This window comes from Pseudomonas sp. H9, from assembly GCF_004353925.1.
GTDB lineage: Bacteria > Pseudomonadota > Gammaproteobacteria > Pseudomonadales > Pseudomonadaceae > Aquipseudomonas.
In genome coordinates this window covers 38,300-65,075 of the sequence record NZ_SMOK01000008.1, presented here as the reverse complement: position 1 = coordinate 65,075, position 26,776 = coordinate 38,300, and the positions used below count along the sequence as shown (strand labels likewise).

The 26,776-nt window shown below is 59.8% G+C and carries 19 protein-coding genes; 10 read left to right on the top strand and 9 right to left on the bottom strand.

The window, feature by feature from the left end; all coding sequences use genetic code 11:
* Positions 1 to 21: 21 nt before the first annotated feature.
* The 3 genes from E1573_RS06475 to E1573_RS06465 are packed head-to-tail and all read right to left on the bottom strand — an operon-like array spanning position 22 to position 3,079.
* Entirely contained in the window at positions 22 to 1,005 is a 984-nt protein-coding gene (locus E1573_RS06475; protein WP_133211776.1) for an alpha-L-glutamate ligase-like protein, read from the bottom strand.
* Positions 1,005 to 2,537 carry an inactive transglutaminase family protein gene (locus E1573_RS06470; protein ID WP_133211774.1) on the bottom strand — a complete coding sequence of 511 codons (1,533 nt, stop codon included), beginning with the start codon at positions 2,535 to 2,537 and terminating at the stop codon, positions 1,005 to 1,007. The genes E1573_RS06475 and E1573_RS06470 overlap by 1 nt, the downstream gene beginning before the upstream one ends.
* Before the next feature lie 5 nt (positions 2,538 to 2,542).
* On the bottom strand, positions 2,543 to 3,079 hold the full coding sequence (locus E1573_RS06465; RefSeq protein ID WP_133211772.1) for an ATP-dependent zinc protease: 537 nt from the start codon (positions 3,077 to 3,079) through the stop codon (positions 2,543 to 2,545).
* A gap of 292 nt (positions 3,080 to 3,371) precedes the next feature.
* Here E1573_RS06465 and E1573_RS06460 point away from each other — a divergent pair, with 292 nt between their 5' ends.
* The 5 genes from E1573_RS06460 (at position 3,372) to prpF (ending at position 10,200) form a co-directional block, all read left to right on the top strand.
* On the top strand, positions 3,372 to 4,082 hold the full coding sequence (locus tag E1573_RS06460) for a GntR family transcriptional regulator (RefSeq protein ID WP_133211770.1): 711 nt from the start codon (positions 3,372 to 3,374) through the stop codon (positions 4,080 to 4,082).
* Positions 4,079 to 4,969, top strand: a complete 891-nt coding sequence (gene prpB, locus E1573_RS06455) for a methylisocitrate lyase (protein WP_133211768.1) — start codon at positions 4,079 to 4,081, stop codon at positions 4,967 to 4,969. The genes E1573_RS06460 and prpB overlap by 4 nt, the downstream gene beginning before the upstream one ends.
* 75 nt (positions 4,970 to 5,044) lie before the next feature.
* Positions 5,045 to 6,172 carry a 2-methylcitrate synthase gene (prpC, locus tag E1573_RS06450; RefSeq protein WP_133211766.1) on the top strand — a complete coding sequence of 376 codons (1,128 nt, stop codon included), beginning with the start codon at positions 5,045 to 5,047 and terminating at the stop codon, positions 6,170 to 6,172.
* A 153-nt stretch (positions 6,173 to 6,325) separates the two neighbouring features.
* Positions 6,326 to 8,914: a Fe/S-dependent 2-methylisocitrate dehydratase AcnD gene (acnD, locus tag E1573_RS06445; RefSeq protein ID WP_133211764.1), complete on the top strand. Its 2,589-nt coding sequence runs from the start codon at positions 6,326 to 6,328 to the stop codon at positions 8,912 to 8,914.
* A 95-nt stretch (positions 8,915 to 9,009) separates the two neighbouring features.
* Positions 9,010 to 10,200, top strand: coding sequence for a 2-methylaconitate cis-trans isomerase PrpF (prpF, locus tag E1573_RS06440; protein WP_133211762.1), 1,191 nt, complete (start codon positions 9,010 to 9,012; stop codon positions 10,198 to 10,200).
* Between the two features lie 126 nt (positions 10,201 to 10,326).
* On the opposite strand, the gene acnB is transcribed toward prpF, so the two are convergent.
* A complete protein-coding gene (gene acnB, locus E1573_RS06435; RefSeq protein ID WP_133211960.1) occupies positions 10,327 to 12,936 on the bottom strand; it encodes a bifunctional aconitate hydratase 2/2-methylisocitrate dehydratase in 2,610 nt (869 codons plus the stop codon).
* A 406-nt stretch (positions 12,937 to 13,342) separates the two neighbouring features.
* Between acnB and E1573_RS06430 the strand changes: the two genes are divergently transcribed.
* A complete protein-coding gene (locus E1573_RS06430; protein WP_133211760.1) occupies positions 13,343 to 13,810 on the top strand; it encodes a DUF1289 domain-containing protein in 468 nt (155 codons plus the stop codon).
* Between the two features lie 65 nt (positions 13,811 to 13,875).
* Here E1573_RS06430 and E1573_RS06425 read toward each other — a convergent pair whose 3' ends face one another.
* On the bottom strand, positions 13,876 to 14,739 hold the full coding sequence (locus tag E1573_RS06425; RefSeq protein ID WP_133211758.1) for a universal stress protein: 864 nt from the start codon (positions 14,737 to 14,739) through the stop codon (positions 13,876 to 13,878).
* A gap of 158 nt (positions 14,740 to 14,897) precedes the next feature.
* Between E1573_RS06425 and E1573_RS06420 the strand changes: the two genes are divergently transcribed.
* A complete protein-coding gene (locus tag E1573_RS06420; RefSeq protein ID WP_133211756.1) occupies positions 14,898 to 15,503 on the top strand; it encodes a tRNA-(ms[2]io[6]A)-hydroxylase in 606 nt (201 codons plus the stop codon).
* 96 nt (positions 15,504 to 15,599) lie between these two features.
* Here E1573_RS06420 and E1573_RS06415 read toward each other — a convergent pair whose 3' ends face one another.
* The 4 genes from E1573_RS06415 to E1573_RS06400 are packed head-to-tail and all read right to left on the bottom strand — an operon-like array spanning position 15,600 to position 23,112.
* Entirely contained in the window at positions 15,600 to 16,787 is a 1,188-nt protein-coding gene (locus tag E1573_RS06415) for a DUF6708 domain-containing protein (protein ID WP_256659485.1), read from the bottom strand.
* A complete protein-coding gene (locus E1573_RS26945) occupies positions 16,780 to 20,229 on the bottom strand; it encodes a toxin VasX (protein ID WP_256659484.1) in 3,450 nt (1,149 codons plus the stop codon). The genes E1573_RS06415 and E1573_RS26945 overlap by 8 nt, the downstream gene beginning before the upstream one ends.
* The gene (locus tag E1573_RS06405; RefSeq protein WP_165957298.1) at positions 20,226 to 21,098 is read right to left on the bottom strand and encodes a DUF4123 domain-containing protein; all 873 of its coding nucleotides are present in this window, start codon (positions 21,096 to 21,098) and stop codon (positions 20,226 to 20,228) included. Before E1573_RS06405 ends, E1573_RS26945 begins: the two co-directional genes overlap by 4 nt.
* Entirely contained in the window at positions 21,091 to 23,112 is a 2,022-nt protein-coding gene (locus tag E1573_RS06400) for a type VI secretion system tip protein VgrG (protein WP_133211752.1), read from the bottom strand. Before E1573_RS06400 ends, E1573_RS06405 begins: the two co-directional genes overlap by 8 nt.
* A 445-nt stretch (positions 23,113 to 23,557) precedes the next feature.
* On the opposite strand from E1573_RS06400, the gene E1573_RS06395 reads away from it, so the two are divergent.
* Genes E1573_RS06395 through E1573_RS06385 form a run of 3 tightly spaced genes read left to right on the top strand, consistent with a single transcriptional unit; the run spans position 23,558 to position 26,750 of the window.
* Complete coding sequence (locus E1573_RS06395) at positions 23,558 to 24,031, top strand: MarR family winged helix-turn-helix transcriptional regulator (protein ID WP_133211750.1); 474 nt, start codon at positions 23,558 to 23,560, stop codon at positions 24,029 to 24,031.
* The gene (locus tag E1573_RS06390) at positions 24,028 to 25,224 is read left to right on the top strand and encodes an HlyD family efflux transporter periplasmic adaptor subunit (RefSeq protein WP_133211748.1); all 1,197 of its coding nucleotides are present in this window, start codon (positions 24,028 to 24,030) and stop codon (positions 25,222 to 25,224) included. Before E1573_RS06395 ends, E1573_RS06390 begins: the two co-directional genes overlap by 4 nt.
* The gene (locus E1573_RS06385; RefSeq protein WP_133211746.1) at positions 25,221 to 26,750 is read left to right on the top strand and encodes a DHA2 family efflux MFS transporter permease subunit; all 1,530 of its coding nucleotides are present in this window, start codon (positions 25,221 to 25,223) and stop codon (positions 26,748 to 26,750) included. The genes E1573_RS06390 and E1573_RS06385 overlap by 4 nt, the downstream gene beginning before the upstream one ends.
* Positions 26,751 to 26,776 lie beyond the last annotated feature (26 nt).

The following is a 26,776-nucleotide window of genomic DNA, read 5'->3' as shown; positions in this document are numbered from 1 at the left end:
ACGTGGGTAAAGGGCGTGTAATCAGGCGTTGGACGGTACGTGGCCGAACAGCTCCTGGGCGAAGCGAACACGTTGTTCCGCCGTTTCCTGGATGCCGTCTTTGGCCAGCTGTTCCAGGTGGGCTTCGATGGCGTGGGTGCGTTTGGTCAGGCCGCAGTCGTTGGCGATCTGGATGTTCAGGCCGGGGCGGGCGTTGAGTTCGAGGATCAACGGCCCCTTGTCCTGGTCCAGTACCATGTCGACACCGATGTAGCCCAGGCCGCACAGCTCATAGCAGCCGGCGGCAAGCTTCATGAAGCCGTCCCAGTTCGGCAGTTGCACGCCGTCCACCGCGTTGGTGGTGTCCGGGTGCTTGCTGATGATGTTGTTCAGCCAGGTGCCGCGCAGGGTCACGCCAGTGGCCAGGTCGACACCGACACCGATAGCACCTTGGTGCAGGTTGGCCTTGCCGCCCGACTGGCGGGTGGGCAGGCGCAGCATGGCCATGACCGGGTAGCCCATCAGCACAATGATGCGGATGTCTGGCACGCCTTCATAGCTGATGCTTTTGAAGATCTGGTCAGGCGTCACCCGGTACTCGATCAGGGCACGGTCGCGGTGACCACCCAGGGAGTACAGGCCGGTGAGGATGCTGGAGATCTGGTGCTCGATTTCCTCGTGGCTGATGATCTTGCCCGAGACCGTGCGGTAGCGGTCTTCGAAGCGGTCGGCAACCACCAGGATGCCGTCACCGCCGGCACCCTGGGCGGGCTTGACGACGAAGTCGTTGCGCCCGCCGATAATCTCGGACAGCTTGTCGATCTCTTTTTCGGTCGAGATGATCCCGTACATCTCCGGCACATGGATGCCGGCCTGGATCGCACGCTCTTTGGTGATGATCTTGTCATCGACGATCGGGTACAGGTGGCGCTTGTTGTACTTGAGGACGTAGTCCGCATTGCGCCGGTTGATACCCATGATGCCCCGGGCCTCCAGGGCTTTCCAGGTTTTCCAGAGACCAAACATCAAGCGTCAGCCTTCACGAAAGCTTTGAAACGCACCAGCTCCGTCAGGCGGTAGCCGCGGTAGCGACCCATCGCCAGCATGAAGCCCACCAGAATCAGCAGTACTGCCGGGAAGGTGAAGACGAAGTACACCAGCTCCGGCACGCTCATCAGCAGGTGCGCCAGGGAGGCTGCGAACAGGGTGCCGATGGCGACTTTCATCGCATGGCCACCACCACGTTCTTCCCAGGTGATCGACAGGCGTTCGATGGTCATGGTCAGAATTACCATCGGAAACAGCGCTACCGACAGGCCGCGTTCCAGGCCGAGTTTATGGCTGAACAGGCTGATGGCGGCGATCAGCACCACCACGAACGTCAGAACCACCGACAGGCGCGGCAGCATCTGCAGCTTCAGGTGTTCAAGGTAGGAGCGTAGTGACAGGCCCAGCGCGGTGATCACCGTAAACAGGATGATGCCGAAGCCCAGTTGGGTTTCGCGGAAGGCCAGGGCGATCAGTACCGGGGTAAAGGTACCGAGGGTCTGCAGGCCGACCAGGTTACGCAGCACGAGGATGACCAGCACGCCAATCGGGATCATTACCATGATCATGAAGGTTTGCTGGGTTTGCAGCGGCAGGCCGTACAGCGAGTACTCAAGGAAATCGGCGTCGGTATTCTCGTCGGTCAGCTTGGCCAGGCGGATGGCGTTCATCTCGCTGTTGTTCAGGCTGAAGCTGACATTGGCTTTTTTGCCACCGTCGACGGTGATCAGGCTGTCGTCGCCGGTCCACCACAGCAGGCGGTCGCTCGGCAGGCCTTGTTCACCGGTATCCGGGTTGAAGTACAGCCAGTCGGTGCCGTTGAAGCTGCGCAGCCACAGTTCAGGGGTTTGTGGTTGGTCAGCAACCAGGCGGATAGTGTGGACCTTTTCCACCGGTACGTGGGCAATCGACAGCAGCAGGTCGATGACCTTGGCCTTGTTCAGCGACGAGGTGTCGCCAGCCAGCAGCAGCTTGACGTTGTCGTCGTTGAGGTTGTTGACTCGCTTGATGGTTTCGCCGACAAAGGTCTCGACGTCGGCCGAATGCTGGCGGATCGGTGCCATCAGGGCTTCGGCAGCGATTTTTTCCGGGCCTTCCACGGCCAGGCTGTCACGGAAGGTCGGGCCCTTGATCTTGGTTTTTTCGGTGCTGTAGCGCTTGGTCAGGACCAGGCGGTAGTACAGGGTCTGGTTGCCGCTGGCGCGACGGGCCGACCAGGTTACCTTGCGGTTGCCATCGACGCGGTTGACGCTGACACCATAGTTGTTGGAGATGAAGCTTTCGTTGAGGCTGACATAGTCGCGGTTCAACGGAGGCACGAACATCTGTACCTTGACCGGGTCTTTCGGGTTGGCGACGAACTCGACCTTGGCGTCGATATTCCACAGGTCGTCGGTCTCGTCTTCGGTCACCGGGATGCCGAGAAAGAAGATCTGGTAGGCCGTGACAATGATGCCCAGTAGCACCAGCACGGTGATCAGGACTTTCAGATGAAGGGTAAGAGAGCGCATCGGGATTACTCTGCGGTGGGTGCGTCAGGGGCGCAGGCAGGTTTGCCGGCCGCGTATTTAAGGCTTGGGTCGACCAGCGCATCAAAGTGCTTGAGCGCCTCGGAGCCGATCAGCAGCGGGAACTGGAAGGCGCTACGGTCGGTCAGGTTCACTTCGATCACACGTTGGGCCGTCCCCATGCAGATGTTCAATTCGATCACCGGGCGAGCGGTATAGGCTTTGCCTTCGTCCGGGTTGTAATCGCCGGCGCGTCGCTTGATCTTGCTGACACGGGCCAGGGGTCGTTCTATCGGATGCGCATGGGCGGCGTCAATTGCCAGGTAAAAGCGCACCCAGGATTCGCCATTGCGCTTGAAGCGTTTGATGTCGCGGGCGCTGAGTGAGGCGGTTTTGGCCCCGGTATCGAGCTTGGCGGCAACCTCCAGGTCGATATCGGCAAGGCGGGCGTATTCATTAAGACCGTATACGGTCTTTTCCGAGGCCTGGCTCAGGGCAGGTAGCAGAAGCAGGCTGAGCAACAGTAGAAGGGGCGTAAGTCTCATAAATCCTGGCGCGGTGCTGTGCGATGTTCGGGTCAAGGCCACTGGCAATGCTGCGCAAGCTTCCTCGTTTAGTTGTCATCAGCACAAAGTGATGACAATCACACTGTTCATGCCCTGTGTGAGGCGCGGCATTCTATCACGCTGGTGTCATGGCGCCAGCGGCTGCACTCTGACAACAGCGAGCGTGGTGAAGTTCGTTCTTAGACGATTGTCGACAATATTCATTTTGTCTTTGACTCCTCTCGCCAATTTGGCTAGTTTTGGCTTCATTGATTTGTGAGGTGTCGACAATATGCTGGACACAGCCCAAGCGCCTGGCGCAATTGCTGAAGATTCCGAAACCCTTTCGGAAAACGTCTTCCGGCGCATCCAGGCGGCTATCGTCAAGGGTGAGATCGCACCGGGTAGCAAAATCTCGGAGCCTGAGTTGGCACGCACCTACGGCATCAGCCGCGGGCCCCTGCGCGAAGCCATTCACCGCCTGGAAGGCCAACGTCTGCTGGTGCGCGTGCCGCATGTCGGCGCCCGCGTAGTGTCGTTGAGCCATGCCGAATTGATCGAGCTGTATGAAATCCGTGAATCCCTGGAAGGCATGGCCTGCCGTCTGGCTGCCGAGCGTATGAGCGTAGCCGAGATCGACGAGCTGCGCCGGGTGCTCGACACCCATGAGCGCGACGCAACGTTCCAGGCGGGGTTGGGTTACTACCAGCAAGAAGGCGATTACGACTTTCACTACCGCATTATTCAAGGCAGCGGCAACCGCACGCTGGTGCAGATGCTCTGCGGCGAGCTGTATCAACTGGTGCGCATGTACCGCATTCAGTTTTCTGCCACGCCCAACCGTCCCCATCAGGCGTTCGCTGAACACCACCGGATTCTCGATGCCATCGCCGACCGTGACGGTGAATTGGCCGAGCTCTTGATGCGTCGTCACATCGGCGCTTCCAAACGCAATATCGAGCGTCACTACCTGGACGCCAACAGCCCACGAGGTGAGTCATGAGTCAGAAAAGCAGTCCCGGCCAGCGTTTTCGTGATGCCGTCGCCGCCGAGCACCCGTTGCAGGTCGTCGGTGCGATCAACGCCAACCATGCGTTGCTGGCCAAGCGTGCCGGTTTCAAGGCCATCTACCTGTCGGGTGGCGGTGTAGCAGCCGGCTCCCTGGGCCTGCCAGACCTGGGCATCAGCGGCCTGGATGACGTGCTCACCGATGTGCGGCGTATCACCGACGTGTGCGACCTGCCGCTGCTGGTAGACGTAGACACCGGCTTTGGCTCCTCGGCATTCAACGTTGCCCGTACCGTCAAGTCGATGATCAAGTTCGGCGCTGCCGCGATTCATATCGAAGACCAGGTCGGTGCCAAGCGTTGCGGCCACCGCCCGAACAAGGAGATCGTTTCCCAGCAGGAAATGGTTGACCGCATCAAGGCCGCCGTCGACGCGCGTACCGATGACAGCTTCGTGATCATGGCTCGTACCGATGCACTGGCAGTTGAAGGCCTGAACGCAGCCCTGGACCGTGCCGCCGCCTGCATCGAGGCTGGTGCCGACATGATCTTCCCGGAAGCGATCACTGAACTGTCGATGTACAAGACCTTCGCCGATCGCGTCAAAGCGCCGATTCTGGCCAACATCACTGAATTCGGTGCTACTCCGCTGTACACCACCGAAGAGCTGGCCTCGGTTGACGTCTCGCTGGTGCTGTACCCGCTGTCGGCGTTCCGCGCCATGAACAAGGCGGCCGAGAATGTCTACACCGCACTGCGTCGCGACGGTACCCAGAAGAACGTCATCGACACCATGCAGACCCGCATGGAACTGTACGATGCCATCAACTACCACGCCTTCGAGCAGAGCCTCGACGCGTTGTTCGCCCAGAAAAAAGCCTGATGTAGGAGCGGGCTTGCCCCGCGACTGCAGCATTAGCCTGAAGATTCCATAACAAATTCAAGAGTGGAGAAAGACATGGCCGAAGCAAAAGTACTCAGTGGTGCCGGCCTGCGTGGTCAAGTGGCCGGGCAAACCGCACTGTCGACCGTAGGCCAGGCCGGAGCCGGCCTGACCTACCGCGGTTATGATGTTCGTGACCTGGCCGCTGGCGCCGAGTTCGAAGAAGTGGCCTACCTGCTGCTCTACGGAGAGCTGCCGAGCGCCGCCCAGCTGGCTGAATACAAAGGCAAGCTCAAGACCCTGCGCGACCTGCCGCAGGCGCTGAAGGAAGTGCTGGAGCGCATTCCTGCCGATGCTCACCCAATGGATGTCATGCGTACCGGTTGCTCGGTACTCGGTACCCTGGAGCCGGAGCTGACCTTCGAGCAGCAGCGCGACAAGACTGATCGTCTGCTGGCACTGTTCCCGGCAGTGATGTGCTACTGGTACCGCTTCACCCATCAGGGTGTGCGCATTGACTGCACCAGCGATGAAGACACCATTGGCGGCCACTTCCTGCACCTGCTGCATGGCAAGAAGCCAAGCGAGCTGCACGTCAAAGTGATGAACGTCTCGCTGATTCTTTACGCCGAGCACGAGTTCAACGCTTCGACCTTCACCGCTCGCGTCTGCGCTTCGACCCTGTCGGACCTGTATTCCTGCATCACTGCCGCCATCGGCTCGCTGCGCGGCCCGCTGCACGGCGGCGCCAACGAAGCGGCCATGGAGCTGATCGAACGCTTCCAGAGCCCGCAGGATGCTGTGGCCGAACTGCTGCAAATGCTCGAGCGCAAAGACAAGATCATGGGCTTCGGCCACGCGATCTACAAAGAGTCCGACCCGCGTAACGAGGTGATCAAGGGCTGGTCCAAGCAGCTGGCCGACGAAGTCGGTGACACTGTGCTGTACCCAGTGTCCGAGGCGATCGACAAGACCATGTGGGAGCAGAAGAAACTGTTCCCGAACGCTGACTTCTACCATGCCTCGGCGTACCACTTCATGGGTATTCCGACCAAGCTGTTCACCCCGATCTTCGTCTGCTCGCGCCTGACCGGCTGGGCAGCCCACGTGTTCGAACAGCGTGCCAACAACCGCATCATCCGTCCAAGCGCCGAGTACACCGGCGTTGAGCAGCGTAAGTTCGTGCCAATCGAACAGCGCTGAGCCTGGCGTTAGGCCCGCGTCCCCCCGTCATGTGGGAGCGGGCTTGCCCCGCGATTGCGATCTGTCTGCAATATCGCATCGCGGGGCAAGCCCGCTCCCACAGGGGCAGGAAGGGCAGTCGCCACCGACCTTACCGTGATTGAGTCCTGTGCCATGAATACTGAATTTCGCAAGAACCTGCCGGGCACTGGCCTGGATTATTTCGACGCCCGTGCGGCCGTTGATGCGATCAAGCCCGGCGCCTATGACCAGCTTCCCTACACTTCGCGCGTACTGGCCGAAAACCTGGTACGCCGCTGCGATCCGGCCACCCTCAACGCTTCGTTGAGCCAGCTGATCGAACGCAAGCGCGACCTCGACTTCCCCTGGTTCCCTGCGCGCGTCGTCTGCCATGACATTCTTGGCCAGACCGCGCTGGTCGACCTCGCCGGTCTGCGTGACGCCATCGCCGACAAGGGCGGTGACCCGGCCCAGGTCAACCCGGTGGTGCCGGTGCAACTGATCGTTGACCACTCGCTGGCGGTGGAGTGCGGTGGTTTCGACCCGCAGGCGTTCGAGAAGAACCGTGCCATCGAAGACCGTCGTAACGAAGACCGTTTCCACTTTATTAACTGGACCAAGAAGGCGTTCAAGAACGTCGATGTGATCCAGCCCGGCAACGGCATCATGCACCAGATCAACCTGGAGAAGATGTCGCCGGTTATCCATGCCGACCGTGGCGTGGCTTACCCTGATACCTGTGTCGGCACCGACAGCCACACACCGCACGTCGATGCCCTGGGGGTGATCGCGATTGGTGTCGGCGGCCTGGAAGCCGAGAACGTTATGCTCGGTCGTGCCTCGTGGATGCGCCTGCCGGAAATCGTCGGCGTCGAGCTGTCTGGCAAGCCGCAGCCAGGTATCACCGCCACTGACGTGGTGCTGGCCCTGACCGAATTCCTGCGTAAGGAAAAAGTCGTCGGTGCCTACCTTGAGTTCTACGGTGAAGGTGCCCGTGCCCTGACCCTCGGCGACCGCGCCACCATTTCCAACATGGCCCCGGAATACGGTGCCACGGCGGCGATGTTCTCCATCGATCAGCAGACCATCGACTACCTGCGCCTCACCGGTCGCGACGATGAGCAAGTCAAGCTGGTCGAAACCTACGCCAAGGTAGCCGGCCTGTGGTCCGACAGCCTGGCCAACGCCGAGTACGAGCGCGTGCTGCGCTTCGATCTGTCCAGTGTTGTGCGTAACATGGCCGGCCCATCCAACCCGCACGCGCGCGTGGCCACCAGCGACCTGTCCAGCAAGGGCATCGCCGGTCAGTGGGAAGAAGTGCCGGGGCAAATGCCGGACGGCGCAGTGATCATCGCCGCCATCACCAGCTGCACCAACACCAGTAACCCGCGTAACGTGATCGCGGCTGGCCTGCTGGCGCGTAATGCCAACAAGCTCGGCCTCATCCGCAAGCCTTGGGTCAAGTCGTCGCTGGCGCCGGGTTCCAAGACGGTTGCCCTGTACCTGAAAGAGGCCGGCCTTGATCAAGAGTTGGAACAGCTCGGTTTCGGCATCGTCGCCTTTGCTTGCACCACCTGCAACGGCATGTCGGGCGCGCTGGATCCGGTCATTCAACAGGAAATCATCGACCGCGACCTGTACGCCACTGCCGTGTTGTCGGGTAACCGCAACTTTGACGGGCGTATCCACCCGTATGCCAAGCAGGCGTTCCTGGCTTCGCCGCCGCTGGTAGTGGCTTACGCGATTGCCGGTACCATCCGTTTCGACATCGAGAAAGATGTACTGGCGGTGGTTGATGGCAAGGAAATCCGCCTCAAAGACATCTGGCCGAGCGACGAAGAGATCGACGCAGTGGTCAAAAAATCGGTTAAACCGGAGCAGTTCCGCCAGGTTTACATTCCGATGTTTGCCATTGAAGAAGACACCGGTCCTAAAGTTGATCCGCTGTACGACTGGCGTGAAATGAGCACCTACATCCGTCGTCCGCCGTACTGGGAAGGCGCCCTGGCCGGTGAGCGTACCCTCAAGGGCATGCGCCCATTGGCGGTGCTGCCTGACAACATCACCACCGACCACCTGTCGCCGTCGAACGCCATCATGCTCGACAGTGCTGCTGGCGAATACCTGGCGAAAATGGGCCTGCCGGAGGAAGACTTCAACTCCTACGCTACCCACCGTGGTGATCACCTGACGGCTCAGCGCGCGACCTTCGCCAACCCGAAACTGTTCAACGAAATGGTTCAGGAAGGCGGCAAGGTCAAGCAAGGTTCGCTGGCGCGGATCGAGCCGGAAGGCAAGGTCACGCGCATGTGGGAAGCGATTGAGACCTACATGGATCGCAAGCAGCCGCTGATCATCGTTGCCGGTGCCGACTACGGTCAGGGCTCGTCCCGTGACTGGGCGGCCAAAGGCGTGCGCCTGGCGGGTGTCGAAGCCATTGTTGCTGAAGGTTTCGAGCGTATTCACCGCACCAACCTGGTGGGTATGGGTGTACTGCCGCTGGAGTTCAAACCGGGCGTGAACCGCAAAACACTGGAAATCGACGGCACCGAGACCTTCGATGTGGTGGGTGAGCGTACCCCGCGCGCCACGTTGACGTTGGTCATCACCCGCCACACCGGTGAGCGTGTCGAAGTGCCGGTGACCTGCCGCCTGGATACCGCAGAAGAAGTGTCGATCTATGAAGCGGGTGGCGTGCTACAGCGCTTTGCCCAGGACTTCCTGGAATCGGCGGCAGTTTGAGGTAGGGCATATCGCGGGGCAAACCGGCTCCCACCGGCCTGGTGGGAGCGGGCTTGCCCCGCGATCCCCTCAAGAGAACGATCAGGAATCCAACCATGGCACATGTACCTCAAGTAAAGATTCCCGCCACCTACATTCGGGGTGGTACCAGCAAAGGTGTGTTCTTTCGTCTGCAAGACCTGCCCGAACGCGCTCAGGTTCCAGGCTCGGCCCGTGATGCGCTGTTGCTGCGAGTGATCGGCAGCCCCGATCCTTATGGCAAACAGATTGACGGTATGGGCGGTGCTACCTCCAGCACCAGCAAAACCGTGATCCTTTCGCGTAGCACCAAGGCTGAGCACGACGTTGATTACCTGTTTGGTCAGGTGTCGATCGACAAGGCGTTCGTCGACTGGAGCGGCAACTGTGGCAACCTCTCGGCAGCAGTCGGTTCGTTTGCCATCAGCGCAGGCCTGGTAGACGCCAGTCGAGTACCGCAAAACGGCATCTGCACCGTGCGCATCTGGCAAGCCAACATCGGCAAGACCATCATTGCCCACGTGCCGATCACTGACGGTGAAGTTCAGGAAACCGGCGATTTCGAACTGGATGGCGTGACTTTCCCGGCTGCCGAAGTGCAGCTCGAATTCATGGATCCGGCTGCCGATGAAGACGGTGACGGCGGTTCGATGTTCCCGACCGGCAACCTGATTGATGACCTTGAGGTGCCGGGTGTCGGTACCCTCAAGGCCACCCTGATCAATGCCGGTATTCCGACCATCTTCATTCAGGCCGAGGCCATTGGCTACACCGGCACCGAGCTGCAGGAAGCCATCAATGGTGACCCTGAAGCCCTGGCTCGTTTCGAGACCATTCGTGCCCATGGTGCCGTGCGTATGGGCTTGATCGCTCACGTCGATGAAGCTGCCAAGCGTCAACACACCCCGAAGGTGGCCTTTGTCGCGCCGCCGACCACTTACCAGTCGTCCAGCGGTAAGACCGTAGCGGCCGGTGACGTCGACCTGCTGGTGCGGGCGTTGTCGATGGGCAAACTGCACCACGCCATGATGGGGACTGCGGCTGTGGCCATCGGTACTGCCGCTGCGGTGCCGGGCACGCTGGTGAACCTGGCGGCCGGTGGTGGTGAGCGCAGCGCCGTGCGCTTCGGTCACCCTTCGGGCACGCTGCGCGTGGGGGCTGAAGCACGTCAGGTGAACGGTGAGTGGACTGTCACCAAGGCGATCATGAGCCGCAGTGCACGCGTGCTGATGGAAGGATGGGTGCGGGTGCCTGGCGACGCGTTCTGACCGGTAGGAGCGGGCTTGCCCCGCGATTGCGGTTTATCTGCAAAATCGCTTCGCGGGGCTAGCCCGCTCCCACAAGAGCTAAAAAAAACCCCGCCAATTGGCGGGGTTTTTTTACGCTAAGTCAGCTTAGGCTTGAACAACCGGGATCTTGGCGTTCGCAGCAGCTTCACGGAACTCGGCGATCTGGTCGAAGCTCAGGTAGCGGTAAACGTCGGCAGCCATGCTGTCGATGTTCTTCGCGTATTCCATGTACTCTTCGACGGTTGGCAGTTTGCCCAGGATCGAGGCAACAGCCGCCAGCTCGGCAGAGGCCAGGTAGACGTTGGTGGCGTCACCCAGGCGGTTCGGGAAGTTACGGGTCGAAGTGGAGACCACGGTCGAACCGGTCTGCACACGTGCCTGGTTACCCATGCACAGCGAGCAGCCTGGCATTTCCATGCGCGCGCCAGCCTTGCCGTAGATGCCGTAGTAGCCTTCTTCGGTCAGTTGGTGAGCGTCCATCTTGGTTGGCGGAGCCAGCCACAGACGGGTAGGGATGCCACCTTTGACCTTGTCCAGCAGCTTACCGGCAGCGCGGAAGTGACCGATGTTGGTCATGCACGAACCGATGAACACTTCGTCGATCTTCTCGCCCTGTACGGTCGACAGCAGGCGTGCGTCGTCCGGGTCGTTCGGCGCGCAGAGCACAGGCTCTTTGACGTCGGCCAGGTCGATTTCGATGATCTCGGCGTATTCGGCGTCCTTGTCGGCTTCCAGCAGTACTGGGTTGGCCAACCAGGCTTCCATCGCCTGAGCACGACGCTCCAGGGTGCGTGGGTCGCCGTAGCCTTCGCTGATCATCCAGCGCAGCAGGGTGATGTTCGACTGCAGGTACTCGGCGATAGCCTTCTCTGGCAGCTTGATCGAGCAACCGGCGGCAGAACGTTCAGCCGAGGCGTCAGACAGTTCGAACGCTTGCTCGACGGTCAGTTCGTCCAGGCCTTCGATTTCCAGGATGCGGCCGGAGAAGGCGTTGATCTTGCCTTTCTTCTCAACGGTCAGCAGGCCTTTCTGGATGGCGTAGTAAGGGATGGCGTGGACCAGGTCACGCAGGGTGATGCCTGGTTGCAGTTTGCCCTTGAAGCGCACCAGTACCGACTCCGGCATGTCCAGCGGCATAACGCCAGTGGCTGCGGCGAAGGCGACCAGGCCGGAACCGGCCGGGAAGGAGATGCCGATCGGGAAGCGGGTGTGCGAGTCACCACCAGTACCAACGGTGTCCGGCAGCAGCATGCGGTTCAGCCAGCTGTGGATGATGCCGTCGCCTGGACGCAGGGACACGCCGCCACGGGTGCGGATGAAATCCGGCAGGGTGTGGTGGGTGTTGACGTCGATTGGCTTCGGATAAGCAGCGGTGTGGCAGAACGACTGCATGACCAGGTCAGCAGAGAAGCCCAGGCACGCCAGGTCTTTCAGTTCGTCACGGGTCATTGGACCGGTGGTGTCCTGAGAGCCGACGGTGGTCATCTTCGGTTCGCAGTAGGTGCCAGGACGCACGCCTTTGCCTTCTGGCAGGCCGCACGCTTTACCAACCATTTTCTGTGCCAGGCTGTAGCCCTTGCCGGTGTCGACCGGGGCTTCAGGCAGCTTGAACAGATCGGTTGGGCCCAGGCCCAGTTCAGCGCGGGCTTTTTCGGTCAGGCCACGGCCGACGATCAGCGGGATACGGCCGCCAGCGCGGACTTCGTCGAGCAGAACTTCGGTTTTCAGCTGGAAGCTGGTAACCAGGTCGTCGCTGCCGTGACGGCGCACTTCACCCTTGTACGGGTAAACGTCGATGACGTCGCCCATGGCCAGGTCGGTGCAGTCGAATTCGATCGGCAGGGCGCCGGCGTCTTCCATGGTGTTGTAGAAGATCGGGGCGATCTTGGTGCCGAAGCAGAAACCACCGCCGCGCTTGTTCGGTACGTAAGGGATGTCGTCGCCGAAGAACCACAGTACCGAGTTGGTTGCGGATTTACGCGAAGAACCGGTACCGACAACGTCACCGACGTAGGCAACCGGGAAGCCTTTGGCTTTGACTTCTTCGATCTGCTTGAGCGGGCCAACCGAGCCTGGTTGCTCAGGGTTGATACCGTCACGGGCCATTTTCAGCATGGCCAGGGCGTGCAGCGGGATGTCAGGGCGCGACCAGGCGTCCGGGGCAGGGGACAGGTCGTCGGTGTTGGTTTCGCCTGGCACCTTGAAAACGGTCAGGGTGTACTTCTGCTCGATGGCCGGACGGGCGGTGAACCACTCGCCAGCAGCCCAGGATTCCAGCACGGCCTTGGCGTGAACATTGCCGGCCTTGGCTTTTTCAGCCACGTCGTGGAAGGCGTCGAACATCAGCAGGGTATGCTTCAGTTGTTCAGCGGCGACGGCGCCCAGTTCGGCATCGTCCAGCAGCTCGACCAGGGTGGCGATGTTGTAGCCGCCCTGCATGGTGCCCAGCAATTCGGTGGCGCGCTTGCGGTCGATCAGAGGCGATTTGGCTTCGCCCTTGGCGACGGCAGACAGGAAGCCGGCCTTGACGTAGGCAGCTTCGTCCACTCCTGGTGGAACGCGGTTGGTGATCAGGTCGACGAGGACGGCTTCTTCGCCAGCGGGCGGGTTTTTCAGCAGCTCGACCAGGCCTGCGGTTTGTTCGGCGTTAAGCGGCTGGGGCACGATGCCCAGGGCGGCACGCTCTTCGATGTGTTTGCGGTAGGCTTCAAGCACAGTTATTACCCTCATCAGTGGTCCCAAATGGGTGTCCGGGACGCTCATCCAGAAATTCCGGCACCCATGCGCAATACGGCTTTTTGGGCCGCGTAGCCAGGGTTACAGGAAATCCTTACAGAAGCTGCTTTCAAAGTTTTACGCCTGTAGAACGGAGGCTGATGAGGGCTGGCGCGGGACATGCGACGGGCGAATCTCCCGGGCCAACGCCGTTCTACCGGATGAACTGTGCTCGTGACGCTTTGAAAACAGCTTCTAACGGACATTGGCGCCTTAAAAAGGCCGGATGATTCTACGGGAAAAACTGGATAAAGGTAAGGCGGGGCTGATGACTTTAGCGGGTGACCCTCGTTAGACAAAGGGCTAACATGGCAACCTGTTCCACCGCCCGGTTGTTGATTTTTTCATGTCCAATCAGTCAATTAAAACGCCTTGTGTCGGCCTCTGCTCCACGGTTTACGGGGACTTGGTATGCCGTGGCTGCAAGCGTTTTCACCATGAAGTGATCAATTGGAACGGCTACAACGAAGACGAAAAACGTGCAGTGTGGCTGCGCCTTGAGCAATTGCTGGTGCAGGTCATGGTGGCCAAACTTGAGGTCTTTGACGCCGCGCGCCTGCGTCAGCAGTTGGAGCAGCGCACCATTCGCTTTGTGCCGCATCAGTCTGAGTACTGCTGGGCGTACCAGTTGATCGCCCGCGGAGCCCGGGTGATCCGTGACCTTGAAGCCTACGGCATGGTGTTGCTGCCGGAATTTCGCGACTGGGAATTGCCGCAGTTGCGTGATGCCATTGATCGGGAATTTTTCTTGCTGTCCGAAGCGCACTACCAGCGCTACATCGCGCCGGGGTTTCTCAAGGATGCCCTGGGCTGAAATTATCGCGGGGCAGGCCCGCTCCCACAGGCCAGTGGGAGCGGGCTTGCCCCGCGATCAAATCCTCAACCCTGCGCCAGCTCAGTCAGGTGCACCTTCACTTCTTCAGTCTTGAGTACCAGCACATCGCATTCCAGCGAATCGAGCACTACCTCAGCGGTATTGCCGATCAAGGCCCCGGAAATCCCGGTACGGGCCACAGTGCCGATCACCGTCACTACGGCATCGTATTTATTGGCGGTGTAAGGAATCAGTACATCAGCCGGGCCTTCGGCGACGTGCAGGCGATCATCCTTGATATCGAACTCAGCCTGAAACGCCGCACACTCCTCGCGGTAACGCTGTTCGATGGTTTCCTTCAACTGATAGACCGGGTCGGCGGCCGACAGCATTGGTGAAGGATGGGCGCTGATCACGTGTAGGTTGCCCTTGGCCAGGTTGGCGATTTCATAGCCGTGATCAATGATGCTCTTGTGCAGCAAGCGGTGGGCTGCGTCGTGGTTGCCGACATCCACCGCCGCCAGAATAACGCCGCCGGTCCAGGGGCGTTCGCTCTTGACCATCAGTACGGCGCACGGGCACTGGCGCAACAATTTCCAGTCGCTCGGGGTGAGCAGGGCCTTTTTCAGTGGATTGTCCGGACGGTGTTCCTTGATCACCAGCTCGCAGCCTTCGGCTTGCTGCACGGCGATGATCGACTCGTGCAAACTGCCGTGCCAGGCCTCTTCATGGGTGACATTGTCGAACCCGTCGTCGTGCAGTTGGCTGCTTAGCAGGCTGAGCAGGGCACTGTGGTCGTGGTTTTTGTCGGGCATCAGCAAGTGAAGGCGTGCGCCGGTGGTGCCGGCGATCAGTTTGGCCCGGGTCAGCGCGCGGCTGTGGGCGTGTTCGGGGTCAAGTACCACCAGGATGCTGCGGACGGCTTGCATGAGCGTGAACTCCCTTCAGAAATAGCGACCGATGACTGACTATAGTCGGCGCTACGTGCAATGGGCGTTGATATGTATCAAGCATAGTTCACTGGTGATCGCCGCCGCTGCCGGTATAATCGCCGGTCTTGCCGTTTGCCCTGCCTGTTTGTGAGCCTATGCACCCTATTCCCGAAATTGACGCGTTCCTTGGTTGCCCCACTCCTGATGCCTGGGTCCAGGCGGCGCTAGCCGATCAGGAAACCCTGCTGATCGACCACAAGAATTGCGAGTTCAAGGCCGCCAGCACGGCGCTGAGTCTGATGGCCAAGTACAGCACCCACCTGGACTTGATCAACATGATGTCGCGCCTGGCGCGCGAAGAACTGGTGCACCACGAACAGGTGCTGCGCCTGATGAAACGCCGCAAAATCGCCCTGCGTCCGCTTTCAGCCGGGCGCTACGCCTCGGGCTTGCGTCGCGTAGTGCGTTCCCACGAGCCGGTGAAGTTGGTTGATACCCTGGTGGTCGGTGCTTTCATTGAAGCGCGCAGCTGTGAGCGTTTTGCCGCCTTGGTGCCGCACCTGGATGAAGAGCTGGGCAAGTTCTATCACGGCCTGCTCAAGAGTGAGGCACGGCATTATCAGGGTTACCTGAAGTTGGCTCATCAGTACGGTGATGCGGCGGATATCGAGCGAGTGGTAGAGAAGGTCAGGGCGGTCGAGGCCGAATTGATCAGCACCCCGGATGAAGAATTTCGCTTCCACAGTGGTATTCCTGCCTGACTGATCGCGGGGCAAGCCCGCTCCCACTTAGATTTGCAGGCTCTGTGGGAGCGGGCTTGCCCCGTGATCCTGTTCTGAATTCCTCAAATAAACCCGTCAGTGCAACCCCGCCATCTTGCATGCCTCAACGAAACTCGCGCCTTTCTTGTCCATGGCGTCTTTGACGATCTGATTGGCGTTCACCAAGGCCGGGCTTGGCGTTGCCCATTGCTCTGGTGGCAGTGGCTGCGACCATGCCTGCACCTGCTCTGGTAGCGTCGGGCGGCCTTTGCGATGGCCCCATTCGGCGAACAGGTAGGGCATTTTCCAGAACAACAGTACTCGGCGGATGTACCAGAAGCGCAAGGGCCACCGGGATCGCTTGGTATAGCCGTAGCGTTCGCGTTGGGCGGCAGTTAGATGCTCCCCACCCTCATCTAAACCGCCTAGAGCGCGAGCGTCTTCGCGTTCGACATCGAAGGTGTGCAGCCCTTCGTAAAGCTTGAGCCGGTCTTCGCTTGGTGTCAGCCCAAGCAAGGTCATTAAAGGATTCGGCGCATCCACCTGTTGCCCGTCTTCCATGTAGTTGCGGATCGCTGCCCACATCCCCAGGGAATGGGCGTCGCTGGGTTGGGCCATCAGGAGGAACTGCACTTTGTCCTGTTCCTCATCCTCCAGGCCCATGCCCAGGGTGTACTGGCGCGTGGCGCCATAGCTGGTGACGCCTTGGGTATTGGCGACCCAGGCAACCACCCTTTCCCAGGGTACGATCAGGACGCGGTGGGTATTGGCATCGACGTAACAGACTTCACGGCGTTGGCGGTTGAAGCGGACGGGGTAGGTTTTGGCGGTTTCGTAGACGCTGGAGATCATTCCGTATAAATAGGCGCCGAATGGAATAATGCCTAAAAGCGTATACCCAGAGAACACTTGGATGGCTGTTACTAAATCAGTAAGCGGAGTAGGGAAGTTCTCTGGGTAGAAAGTAACCCCATACGTGATAATAAGCGTAGGCGCAATAAATGCAGAAAATAAAAGCATCCAGATCCCTGCGGCTAATATCTTGCCTTGCTGTACCATTCCTTGGTTACTGCCACCTAGTTCCAGATAGATATCGTTCATCTGCGAAAAGTTACGACGCGATGATGGCACTTGCCCGGTATAGACCGGCAGGGGTGCCAGGAACAGAGTTTCATTCAAACCCCTGACCCGGATTTCGCCGGCATTGGGCCGCTGGCTGCGAAGGTCCGGGGCCGGTTCAGTGGCAGTGGTTTGGCTTTGTCGTTTGAACAGTTTTTTAAGCACCGCCAGCCACCAAGTCTTCTTTTTTGAACGGCCAGAACGGGGCCTTGCCCGTTCCGGGCGGCATGTGCTCTACCGATTTGAGTGGATAGGTACCTTTGCTCTTGATCTGCACGCCACGGGCTTGGGTGATGTACAGGTTACGCAGCACGAAAGTGGTGTGATGGAACACTTCGCGTTCCGCCTCCAGCTGGTAGGCAATGGTGAAGGCCAGGGCAAAGCTTGTGGTGTGCAAGAAATCAAAGATCGGTAAGTGAAGGGTCAGTGCCTCTGATCCTGCGCTGACGACGACAAAGCGTGTGGCCCAGTTGGCGGAACTTTCTTTCCAGCGCAGCGGTGGCAGGCCAGGGCTGTAATGCCGGTAGATGGAATTCTCACGGCCCTGTTCGTAAGCCTGTAGCTGTAATTTGCGCTGGTCCATTTCTGCAGTACTGACACCGGGCAACACCAGTTTCAAGTAGGTTTTCTTGTCATCGCGGATCAGCTCACAGGTCGGTTTTTGCACCACCTTCGCCAGTTCGCTCCATTCGTCTTGCAGTGTGCGCTGTTTGGATTTATGGCCCCAGGCGCTGGCTTCGGCCCACTCTTGCAGATCGTCCAGATTGAAGTAGTTGTACAAACCTTCGCCCAGCAGTTGCAGGGCGGTAGCGACCAGGCCTATCAGGTTGGCGCGGGCGCTTATGGCCAACAGCCGTGGGCTGGCCTCGGCCCACGCCAGGGCACGCAGTTCGCTCGGTGTTTTCAGGACGTTCTTAATGATGGAGCCGGTGTGCTTGGCTGCCCAGGTATTAGTGCCAACCAAGATCCCGTCGCCGGTGATCTGCAATGTACTGGCACTCAGCGCCTTATAATTGCCTTTGGTCAAGGCTCTACCCCATTGCAGAGAGTGTTTGCCTAGGTCGATTGATGCGGCAATACCGCCAAAGCCGAATGCTCCAAGTCCATAGATGCCGCTCCACTTTCCCAAGCGGCTCATGGTGTTTAACTTACCGGCAGCACTTTCCATTTGTTCTAGATGAGCCAGGAAAAGCGTCACCAGCAATCCTTGTACTGCTGCAAATCCTGCCGCCGACATACCTATAAAGGATTCCCCGGCCGCACCAAAGGCTGCTAAAGAGCGATCAGATTTGAGCAGAGCGTTTACAGCCTCAATAAACTTCAGCCCCTGAATCACAAACAATGTCAACGCGATCCCGTCACCTTTTGACTTTACTACCGCCACCATCGGCTTGTTGAAGGTTCTGGTAGCCCGGAAGTCGCGTGCTGTATTGGTCATTTCTGCCCGCAATTGCGCATCCAGACCGTCAAGCACCGTACCAATTTGCGCCGGGCTGTTTCCGCCGACGGTCAAGGCGCCTGCAAGCCTTTCTTCCAGGGGAGCTAGCGCCGCTTTTAACAGCTTGATTCGTTGGTTATAGGGCACTTCACTGTCCGGCATGGCGGTGCCTATGGATTGGCGCGTCAACTCGTAGTTGCGCAACCGGTAGGTTTCCTTGAGCTGGCTGCGCAGATTCATCGCCTGTTCGCGGGCCTCATTGAACGCCGTCATTTCTCCTACCGAGGCTGCGCGCAAGGTCAGGCCTCTGCGGGAGAACTCGCGCAGTAGTTGCAATCGCGCCGGCACCCCGATGTGGCGAATGTAGCCATTGGGGTCGATGTTTTGCGCCTGTTTGAAGGTGTCGTAAGCCCGTTCTAGCCGATCTGCAACCTTCAACTGATGCGCCGGTATGTACGCCCCCTCCAGCATGCTTTGTAAACCCAAGAACTGGGTGTTGAGCCGGGTGTAGTTGGGCAGGCGCCTGGCCATCAGCGCGTGGAATTGATTGGTCAGCACATTGATGCCGTCCAGGTTTTCTGGGGCTGACACCATATTGATGGTGAACTGGCTCAGTTCGGCCAACTTCTTGGCGATGTCGGCTTGGTCGGCCAGGGTCAGGGTGTCGAGCCCCGGAACGACCACCAGCAGGTTGTTCTCCAGGTAAGTGGCGAGCTTTTCCGTGGCGTCTTGATCCGCGCACATGGCTGCCACGCACACGAACTCTGTTTCCAGGCGGTGCTTGATCTGGGCGTCGAGGGTGAAGTCGTAATACCAGGCCGCCCGATGAAAGAGGCCGGCGGTGAACAGCTTGAGGCGGTCTGCGCGGACGTTCTGCAGGCGTGCATGCCAGTGGCTCAGCAGGTTCTGCTCGGCGATGACGAAGGCTTCCATTTCGCTGCGGTTGACCAGATCGTCGATGCCACGCTGGCCAATCTCAGTACCGTGCAGGGTTTGCCAACTCTGCGTGCTAAGTTTGTTGAGGGTGCTGCGGTGTTTGTCATAAAGCGGCTCACCCAGTGCATCCTTCATGTCGATGAAGGCCCGGGCGTAAACGTTGACCTCGGCCGCGCGGCGCCAGTCCCGATCGGGGCCGAAGATGCCCGGGTCCTTATGGGCGCGGCGCACCTGCAGATACTTGTAGATGCTCGCTTGTTGCTGCTCGTCGGTGTCGTTCTTCAGCGCCTGGACGTCAGGATCCGTTTTACTCACGGCCTGCAGGCGCGCGTCGTTGACGTCGTACAAGGAATGGATGTACGAGCCACTGAGGTACTTGGTCTGGCGGGTGTCATCAGCGCTCCACTGTTCGATCCAGTCCGCCACTTTCAGCTGGGCGGCGGCCAGATCGCGCATCACGCCAATGTCGTCACGCAGCACCAGAAACAGGTAATCGTCCTGGTAGGCGCCGAGTACCTTGCTGGTCAGCGCTTCAATTTCCGTGGTGTGGAACAGCGGTTGGTCTTCCCAGTGATACGGCTGTTTCTCCTCGGGGTGGGCGCCGTCGGGGAAGGCTTTGGATGGAGGCAGTTGTGTGACGCCCGCGGCATCGGGCACCTGGGCGTTTTCTGCCGCCTCCGCCAGCCATTTAGCGGCCTGGGGTTTGCTCAACAGGTTGGCGCCGCCGAAGCGCGGGCAGGCGCTTTGCAGGTCGACACGTTGCATGAAGTGTTGGCGGTCATTTTTGGACTTGAGCACTTGCGCACATTTGAAGGCCGTCCACTGAATCTCGGAGTAGCAGGCGTACAGGGTGTGTTGGCGGTCGAACAGCAAATACGGTTCGCCCACCGAGGCGGTACGGGTGTCGGCAGTCACTTCATTGCTCTGCCACAGCAGTTTGCTGATCTGGCCGTTTTCAATGTGGTATTCGTGCAGATAACCGGTCGTGCCGTCGACGATATACAGGTAACCATCACGCAGCAGGCGAATGCCCAAGGGCTGACTGTCAAGTTTGAACGGCAGCGGGAGCTCGGCAGCAGGGTCGAGGTGTTCAACCAGGCCGTAACGTAATGGCAGCAATTGCAGGCGCTTGTTCATCAAGGGGCAGGCTGCGAGGGGCGAGTGAACGTCCTTGTTGCTTTTGGCCATGGCGGCGGTGTTGGCGCTGACTCTTGGGGGTTGTTGGGCGGTCACAGCGGGCCTCCTTGTCGGTCAGTGGCGCGGAGTTCGGCGATTTCGGCAGCGCGTTTCACGCGGTTCAATGGGGCGTCCTGCGTTGGTTTAATCAGCAATAGGCTGATGTCTGGGTGCTCAGTCAGCGGTTGGCCGTCCAGATAACCCAGTACGTTGGCGTAGAGGGTCAGTTCCTGGGCCGAGGAAAAGCCTTGCTGGTAGGCTTGTTCCATCAGGGTTTGCACATACTGGCGGCGCGTAGCTGGAGCCAGCGACGCCATGAAGCGCGGGAAGTGCTTGTGCAAGTGTTCAGTCATGTCAGAGACGGCATTGCGAAACTCGACGGCCCCCAGTGCGGTGAGTTCCTGGTCGGTCAACCGGTAAGTTGCGGGCTCATCACCGGCCTGGTCTGCCCGTGCGTGTTGCCACCAGCAGGCGTGCACGCTATCCGGCAAGCAAACATGCGTGACCGGGCCGAACCAGCGGGCGCTGCAATCCTGTACCGCAAGGTTGAACAACGGATGCATGACTGCCGGATCAGCAATGCGCGGCATCACTTCCACGCCATCGGCTTGTTGCACACTGAGCACATGGCGCCAATGCCTGCAGAGGTCATAGGCATCGGCATTGCTGAACAGCAGATAGCCCCATTCTCGGGCGGCGTGTTCCTGAAAGTAGGCCAGTAACGGGTCGTCGCGGCCGTTGAGCGCAACCAGGCAGGGTGAGATGGCAGATAGCTCGTGCCAGCGCGTCTGCAGGTACAGGCTATAGATGGGATTGCCCCAAGGGTGTATGCGCTGCAGCAGATCCGGCAGGCTGACGCCGTCCAGTAACAAGTAGGCGGGTGTCACCCAGGGTAGATCTTCCGGTAGTGGGGGTAACTCATGCATCGGTTGGCCCCCGTTGCGCTTGTGCTGCATCACACACCGCACAGATCGGCTTTTTTTCCAGCAAGGCCAGGTACTGCGTTTGGGGCAGCAACGGCGCTTGTTGCTGTGCCAGTTCAGTAGGCCGTGCTTGCTTGCAGGCAAGGCCGGCCATCGGTGCTCCGCCGATTTGAATCTCGGTACTGCTGAAAATGCCGCCAGGCCCGATGACGATGTGCTGACCGCCTGCTTTCAGGGTGATGCTGGCGTCGGCATCGAGAACCACTTGGACGCCTGCTTTCAGGTGCAGCTGCTGACCGGCCTCAACCACCAGCGTTTGCCCAACCCGGGTATGGCTGCTGTTGGCGACCTGCAGGTAGTCGTTGGCCTTGAGTTCGACTTTGCGGTCGGCGGTCACCGTGCGTTGCTCTTCGGCTTCAAGCACCGCAATGCTGTTGCCCTTGATGGTTTCATGGCGCTCGTTGCCCACCTGCAGGCGGCTGTCGTGTTCGATTTTTTGCTCCAGATCGCGCTGGGCGCGCAGGTAGATCAGTTCCTGGCCACTGCGGTCCTCGATCGACAGTTCGTTGTAACCGCTGCTGTCGGGCGTACTGCGGCTGCGCAGTACGGTCTTGGTCTTGTTCGCCGGTAAGGGATACGGTGGCGCGGTGCGGATGTTCGATACGCAACCGGTAATCAGCGGCTGGTCGGGGTTGCCTTCCAGAAACGTCACCAGCACTTCCATGCCGATGCGCGGGATGGTCACTGCACCAAAACCCGCACCCGCCCAGTTGGACGCGACCCTCAGCCAGCAACTGCTGTTGTCGCTGTTCAGTTCGGCGCGGTCCCAGTGGAATTCGACTTTGACCCGACCATGCTCATCGCAATAGATTTCTTCGCCCTCGGGCCCGGTGACGCGGGCGGTCTGGCTGACTGGCAGCGCCTCACGGGTGACCAGCGGCGGCCGGTAGAACACGTCCCAGGGAATGGCGCTGAAACTGTTGCGGTAGCCTTGGTTGAAGCCGTCTGCGGCTTGCCCGACGCTGCTGGCCGCTTCCTCAACCACCTGTGGCTGCTTGCCTTCGTGGCTCACGCTGAGCAGTAACCACAGGTCGTTGCAGGCGTTGCGCGGGTGTTCGGAGAGGCCGAAGAAGTGACCACTGCGCAGCGCGGGTTGATCGCTTTCACCTTCGGCCAGATGGTAGTCGAGACGGTGGCGTTCCAGGGCCTGGCGGGCCAACTGCTTGCTGCGCTCTTCAGTGTCGAAGGGTATTGGGTAGCGGTAATCTTCAAGGGCGGGGGTGAAGTCGACGCGCTGGCGGCTTTCGAGCAAGCGGCTCGGGCGTTTGAGGTCATAGTCGCGGTGAGTGACGCGGCTGGTGCGGGTGCTGAAGCGCTGGGAGAACTGGTTGACCACTGGGTGATCGGCGACCATGCCAGCACCTTGTCGATAGGGTGTTGCCTCCAGTTTGGGGAAGAAGCTCTGATGGTCGGTGAACACCAGGTGGTGGCCATCGGCGCTGTGCTGGTGGTGCCAGGCAATGCCTTCTTCACTGCACAAGCGCTGGATGAAGCTGAAGTCGGAGGCATCACCGTATTGCGTGCAGTAGTCGCGCTCCGGGCTGGGGCTGACATGGAAGGTAAAGGCATCGGCCTGAATGCCATGTTCCTGCAGCACCTGGGCAATGATCTGCGGCACGGTCATGTGCTGGAAAATCCGCTGGTTGTGGCTGAACTGCAGGTAATGCAGGGCCGGGACCAGGGTGATTTGATAGCGGGTCAGGCGCCTGCCGGGCTCACCGACTTGGGCGTTTTCGATCCGCCCGTGGAGGCCTTCGCCGTTGTGGCCGAATTGCAGGAAAGCGGGTTGACCGAGCAGGCTTTCGATAGCAAAGTCGGGGTATTCGCTGACCAGCTCCACTTGAATCGCGTACAGGGAACTGATGGTTTCCGTGCCGTGGAAGGCGAAGACTTTGAAGTCGTTGCGCACGGTGGGGATTGTTAACGTAAAACGTGCGCAGTGGGCAGAGGTCGACATAGGCTTGTTTTTCCTTAAACGGGTAGAAAAACCCCGGAAAAGCTACCTAGGTTTCATTAGGAAATATGTCAGACGCTTCCGAAAGTGCGCCCACATCTGCCAATTTGTGGGAGCGGGCTTGCCCCGCGATAGCGATCTGTCAGTCACACCGAATCGCGGGGCAAGCCCGCTCCTACCTGAAGTCGTTGCGCACGGCGGGGATTGTTAACGCAAAACGCGCGCAGTTGGCCGAGGTGGACATAGGCTTGTTTTTCCTTAAGCGGGTAGAAAATCAACCCGGAAAAACTACCCGGGTTTAATTAGTAAATATGTCAGACGCTTCCGAAAGTGCATGCCGTCCGTGGCATCCATCACCCAAATACAAAGCAAGCTAATAAATGCTTTGACGTTGGCTGCCTAAGCAGTAACATAATGTTACTTACTGCCTAAGCAGGTATCTTCGCTCATGCCGCACTTCACCCCCGAAAATTTCCAGACCTGCACCATCGGCATGCTGCTTGGCCGTGCGGCGCTGGTCAAAGACCGCATCCTCGACAGCCACCTGCAAGCGTTCGGTGTGACGGCCGCACAGTTCAAGGTGTTGATCATCGTCGCCCAGTACGGGGTCGATACGCCTGCCGAGCTGTGCCGATACCTGGCGCTGGACAGCGGCTCAATGACGCGGATGCTGGACCGCCTTGAGCAAAAAGACCTGATCGTACGGCGCCGCTGCGCTGATGACCGTCGTCAGGTGCGCCTGGGCTTGAGCGAGGACGGGCAGAAGCTCGCCGATCAGTTGCCACAGATCGGCGCGGCCGCCATGAACGAGTTGGTGGGTGTACTCGCTGCGGATGAGCTGGCGACCCTTGAGCGCCTGTTGACCAAAGTGCTGCTGACGGCAGGCGACAGCCTGACAGCCTTGAGGGTAGGTGCGAAATGAGCGCGACGAACGAAAACGCCAGCACGGCGCAAGACCTCAACAACGGCCGCAAGCGCAAAACCTGGTTGCTCGGCCTGGCGCTGTTGGTCGCGCTCGGTGGCGGCGGGGCGTGGGCCTGGCACGAGCTGTACGGGCGTTGGAGTGAAGAAACCGATGACGCCTACGTCAACGGTAATGTGGTGGAAATCACGCCATTGGTGACCGGCACCGTGGTCAGCATCGGCGCGGATGACGGCGATTTGGTGCAGGCTGGCCAGGTATTGATCGCCTTCGACCCCAGCGATGCCGAAGTCGGTTTGCAGGCAGCCCAGGCCCAACTGGCGCGTGCGGTGCGCCAGGTTCGCGGCCTGTACAGCAATGTCGATGGCATGAGGGCTCAGGTTGCAGCGCGGCAGGCCGAACAGACCAAAGCCCAGGAAAACTATAACCGGCGCAAAACCCTGGCTGCTGGCGGGGCGATTTCGCTGGAAGAGCTGTCTCATGCCCGTGATGACCTGTCGACAGCACAGAACGCGTTGATCAGCGCCAAGCAGCAGCTCAATACCACCACCGCGCTGGTCGATGACACGGTAGTCTCGTCCCATCCGCAAGTCATGGCTGCTGCGGCCGAGTTGCGCCAGGCGTACCTGGCCGTTGCACGCACCACGCTGGTAGCGCCGGTAACCGGTTATGTGGCCAAGCGCACTGTACAACTGGGGCAGCGGCTGGAACCGGGCACGACGACCATGGCGGTGATCCCGCTGGATCAGCTGTGGATCGATGCCAACTTCAAGGAAACGCAGCTGCGTAACATGCGGATCGGCCAATCGGTAGACATCGTCGCCGATCTGTACGGCAGTGAAGTCAAATACAGCGGCACCATCGACAGCCTGGGCGCCGGCACCGGCAGTGCGTTTGCCTTGTTGCCAGCCCAGAACGCCACGGGTAACTGGATCAAGATCGTCCAGCGCGTGCCGGTGCGCATTCATATCAATGCCGAACAGTTGGCGACGCATCCCTTGCGCATCGGCCTTTCGACCCAGGTGACGGTCGATCTGCATGATCAAAGTGGCCCGGTGCTCGCGCAGATGCCGCCACAGCAAGCATCATTTGCCACCCAAGTGTATGACCGTCAGTTGGTCGAGGCCGATGCGATGATCGCGCGGCTGATCCATGACAACAGTCAAGGGACCAGCAAGACGGCGCAGCGATGAGCAATAACGCGTCTTTCAACCCGCCGAGCCTGGTGCTGACCACTGTCGGCCTGTCGTTGGCAACCTTCATGCAGGTGCTCGACACGACCATTGCCAACGTCGCCTTGCCGACTATCTCCGGCAACCTTGGGGTGAGCGTGGAGCAGGGGACTTGGGTCATCACCTCGTTCGCGGTCAGCAACGCTATCGCACTGCCGCTGACCGGTTGGCTGAGCCGGCGCTTTGGCGAGGTGAAGCTGTTTATCTGGGCCACGCTGCTGTTCGTGCTGGCTTCATTTCTGTGTGGCATTGCACGGTCGATGCCCGAGTTGGTGGGCTTCCGGGTGCTGCAGGGCGTTGTTGCCGGGCCGCTGTACCCGATGACCCAGACCTTGTTGATTGCCGTGTATCCGCCGGCCAAGCGTGGCATGGCCCTGGCGTTGCTGGCGATGGTGACCGTGGTGGCGCCGATCGCCGGGCCGATTCTGGGTGGCTGGATCACCGACAGTTACAGTTGGCCGTGGATTTTCTTCATCAACGTTCCCATCGGCCTGTTTGCCGCTGCAATCGTGCGCCAGCAGATGCGCGCCCGGCCGGTCAGCACCGTGCGCCAGCCCATGGACTACATTGGCCTGCTGACCCTGATCATCGGGGTAGGGGCCTTGCAGATCGTGCTCGACAAAGGCAATGACCTGGATTGGTTCGAGTCGAACTTCATCGTGATGGGCAGCCTGGTGTCGGTGGTGTTTCTGGCCATCTTCGTGATCTGGGAACTGACCGACAAGCACCCGGTAGTCAACCTGCGCTTGTTCGTGCATCGCAACTTTCGCATTGGCACTCTCGTGATGGTGTTGGGGTATGCCGGGTTTTTCGGCATCAACCTGATCATGCCGCAGTGGCTGCAGACGCAGATGGGTTACACCGCCACGTGGTCCGGGCTGGCGGTGGCGCCGATTGGCTTGTTGCCGGTGCTGATGTCGCCGTTTGTCGGCAAGTACGCGCACAATTTCGACCTGCGCTTGCTGTCCGGATTGGCATTTCTGGCCATCGGCGGTAGTTGCTTCATGCGTGCCGGGTTTACCAGTGAAGTGGATTACCAACACATTGCCCTGGTGCAGTTGTTCATGGGTATCGGCGTGGCGCTGTTCTTCATGCCGACCTTGAGCATTCTGCTTTCCGACCTGCCACCGCAGCAGATCGCCGATGGTTCGGGGCTTGCGACCTTTCTGCGTACGTTGGGCGGGAGCTTCGCGGCTTCACTGGCCACCTGGCTCTGGATCCGTCGGGCTGATCAGCATCATGCCTACCTGAGTGAAAGCATCAGCACCTATGAACCGGCTACCCGCGATGCGCTCAATCATCTGGGCGGGGCCAATGCGCAGTCATACGCACAGCTGGAACATATGCTCAACAGTCAGGCCTATATGATGTCGACAGTGGACTTCTTCACCCTGATGGGCTGGCTGTTTGCGGGATTGGTTCTACTGGTGTGGCTGGCTAAGCCACCGTTTACCGCCAAGGCAGGGCCCGCGTCGGCCGGGCATTAAGTTGTAGGAGCGGGCTTGCCCCGCGA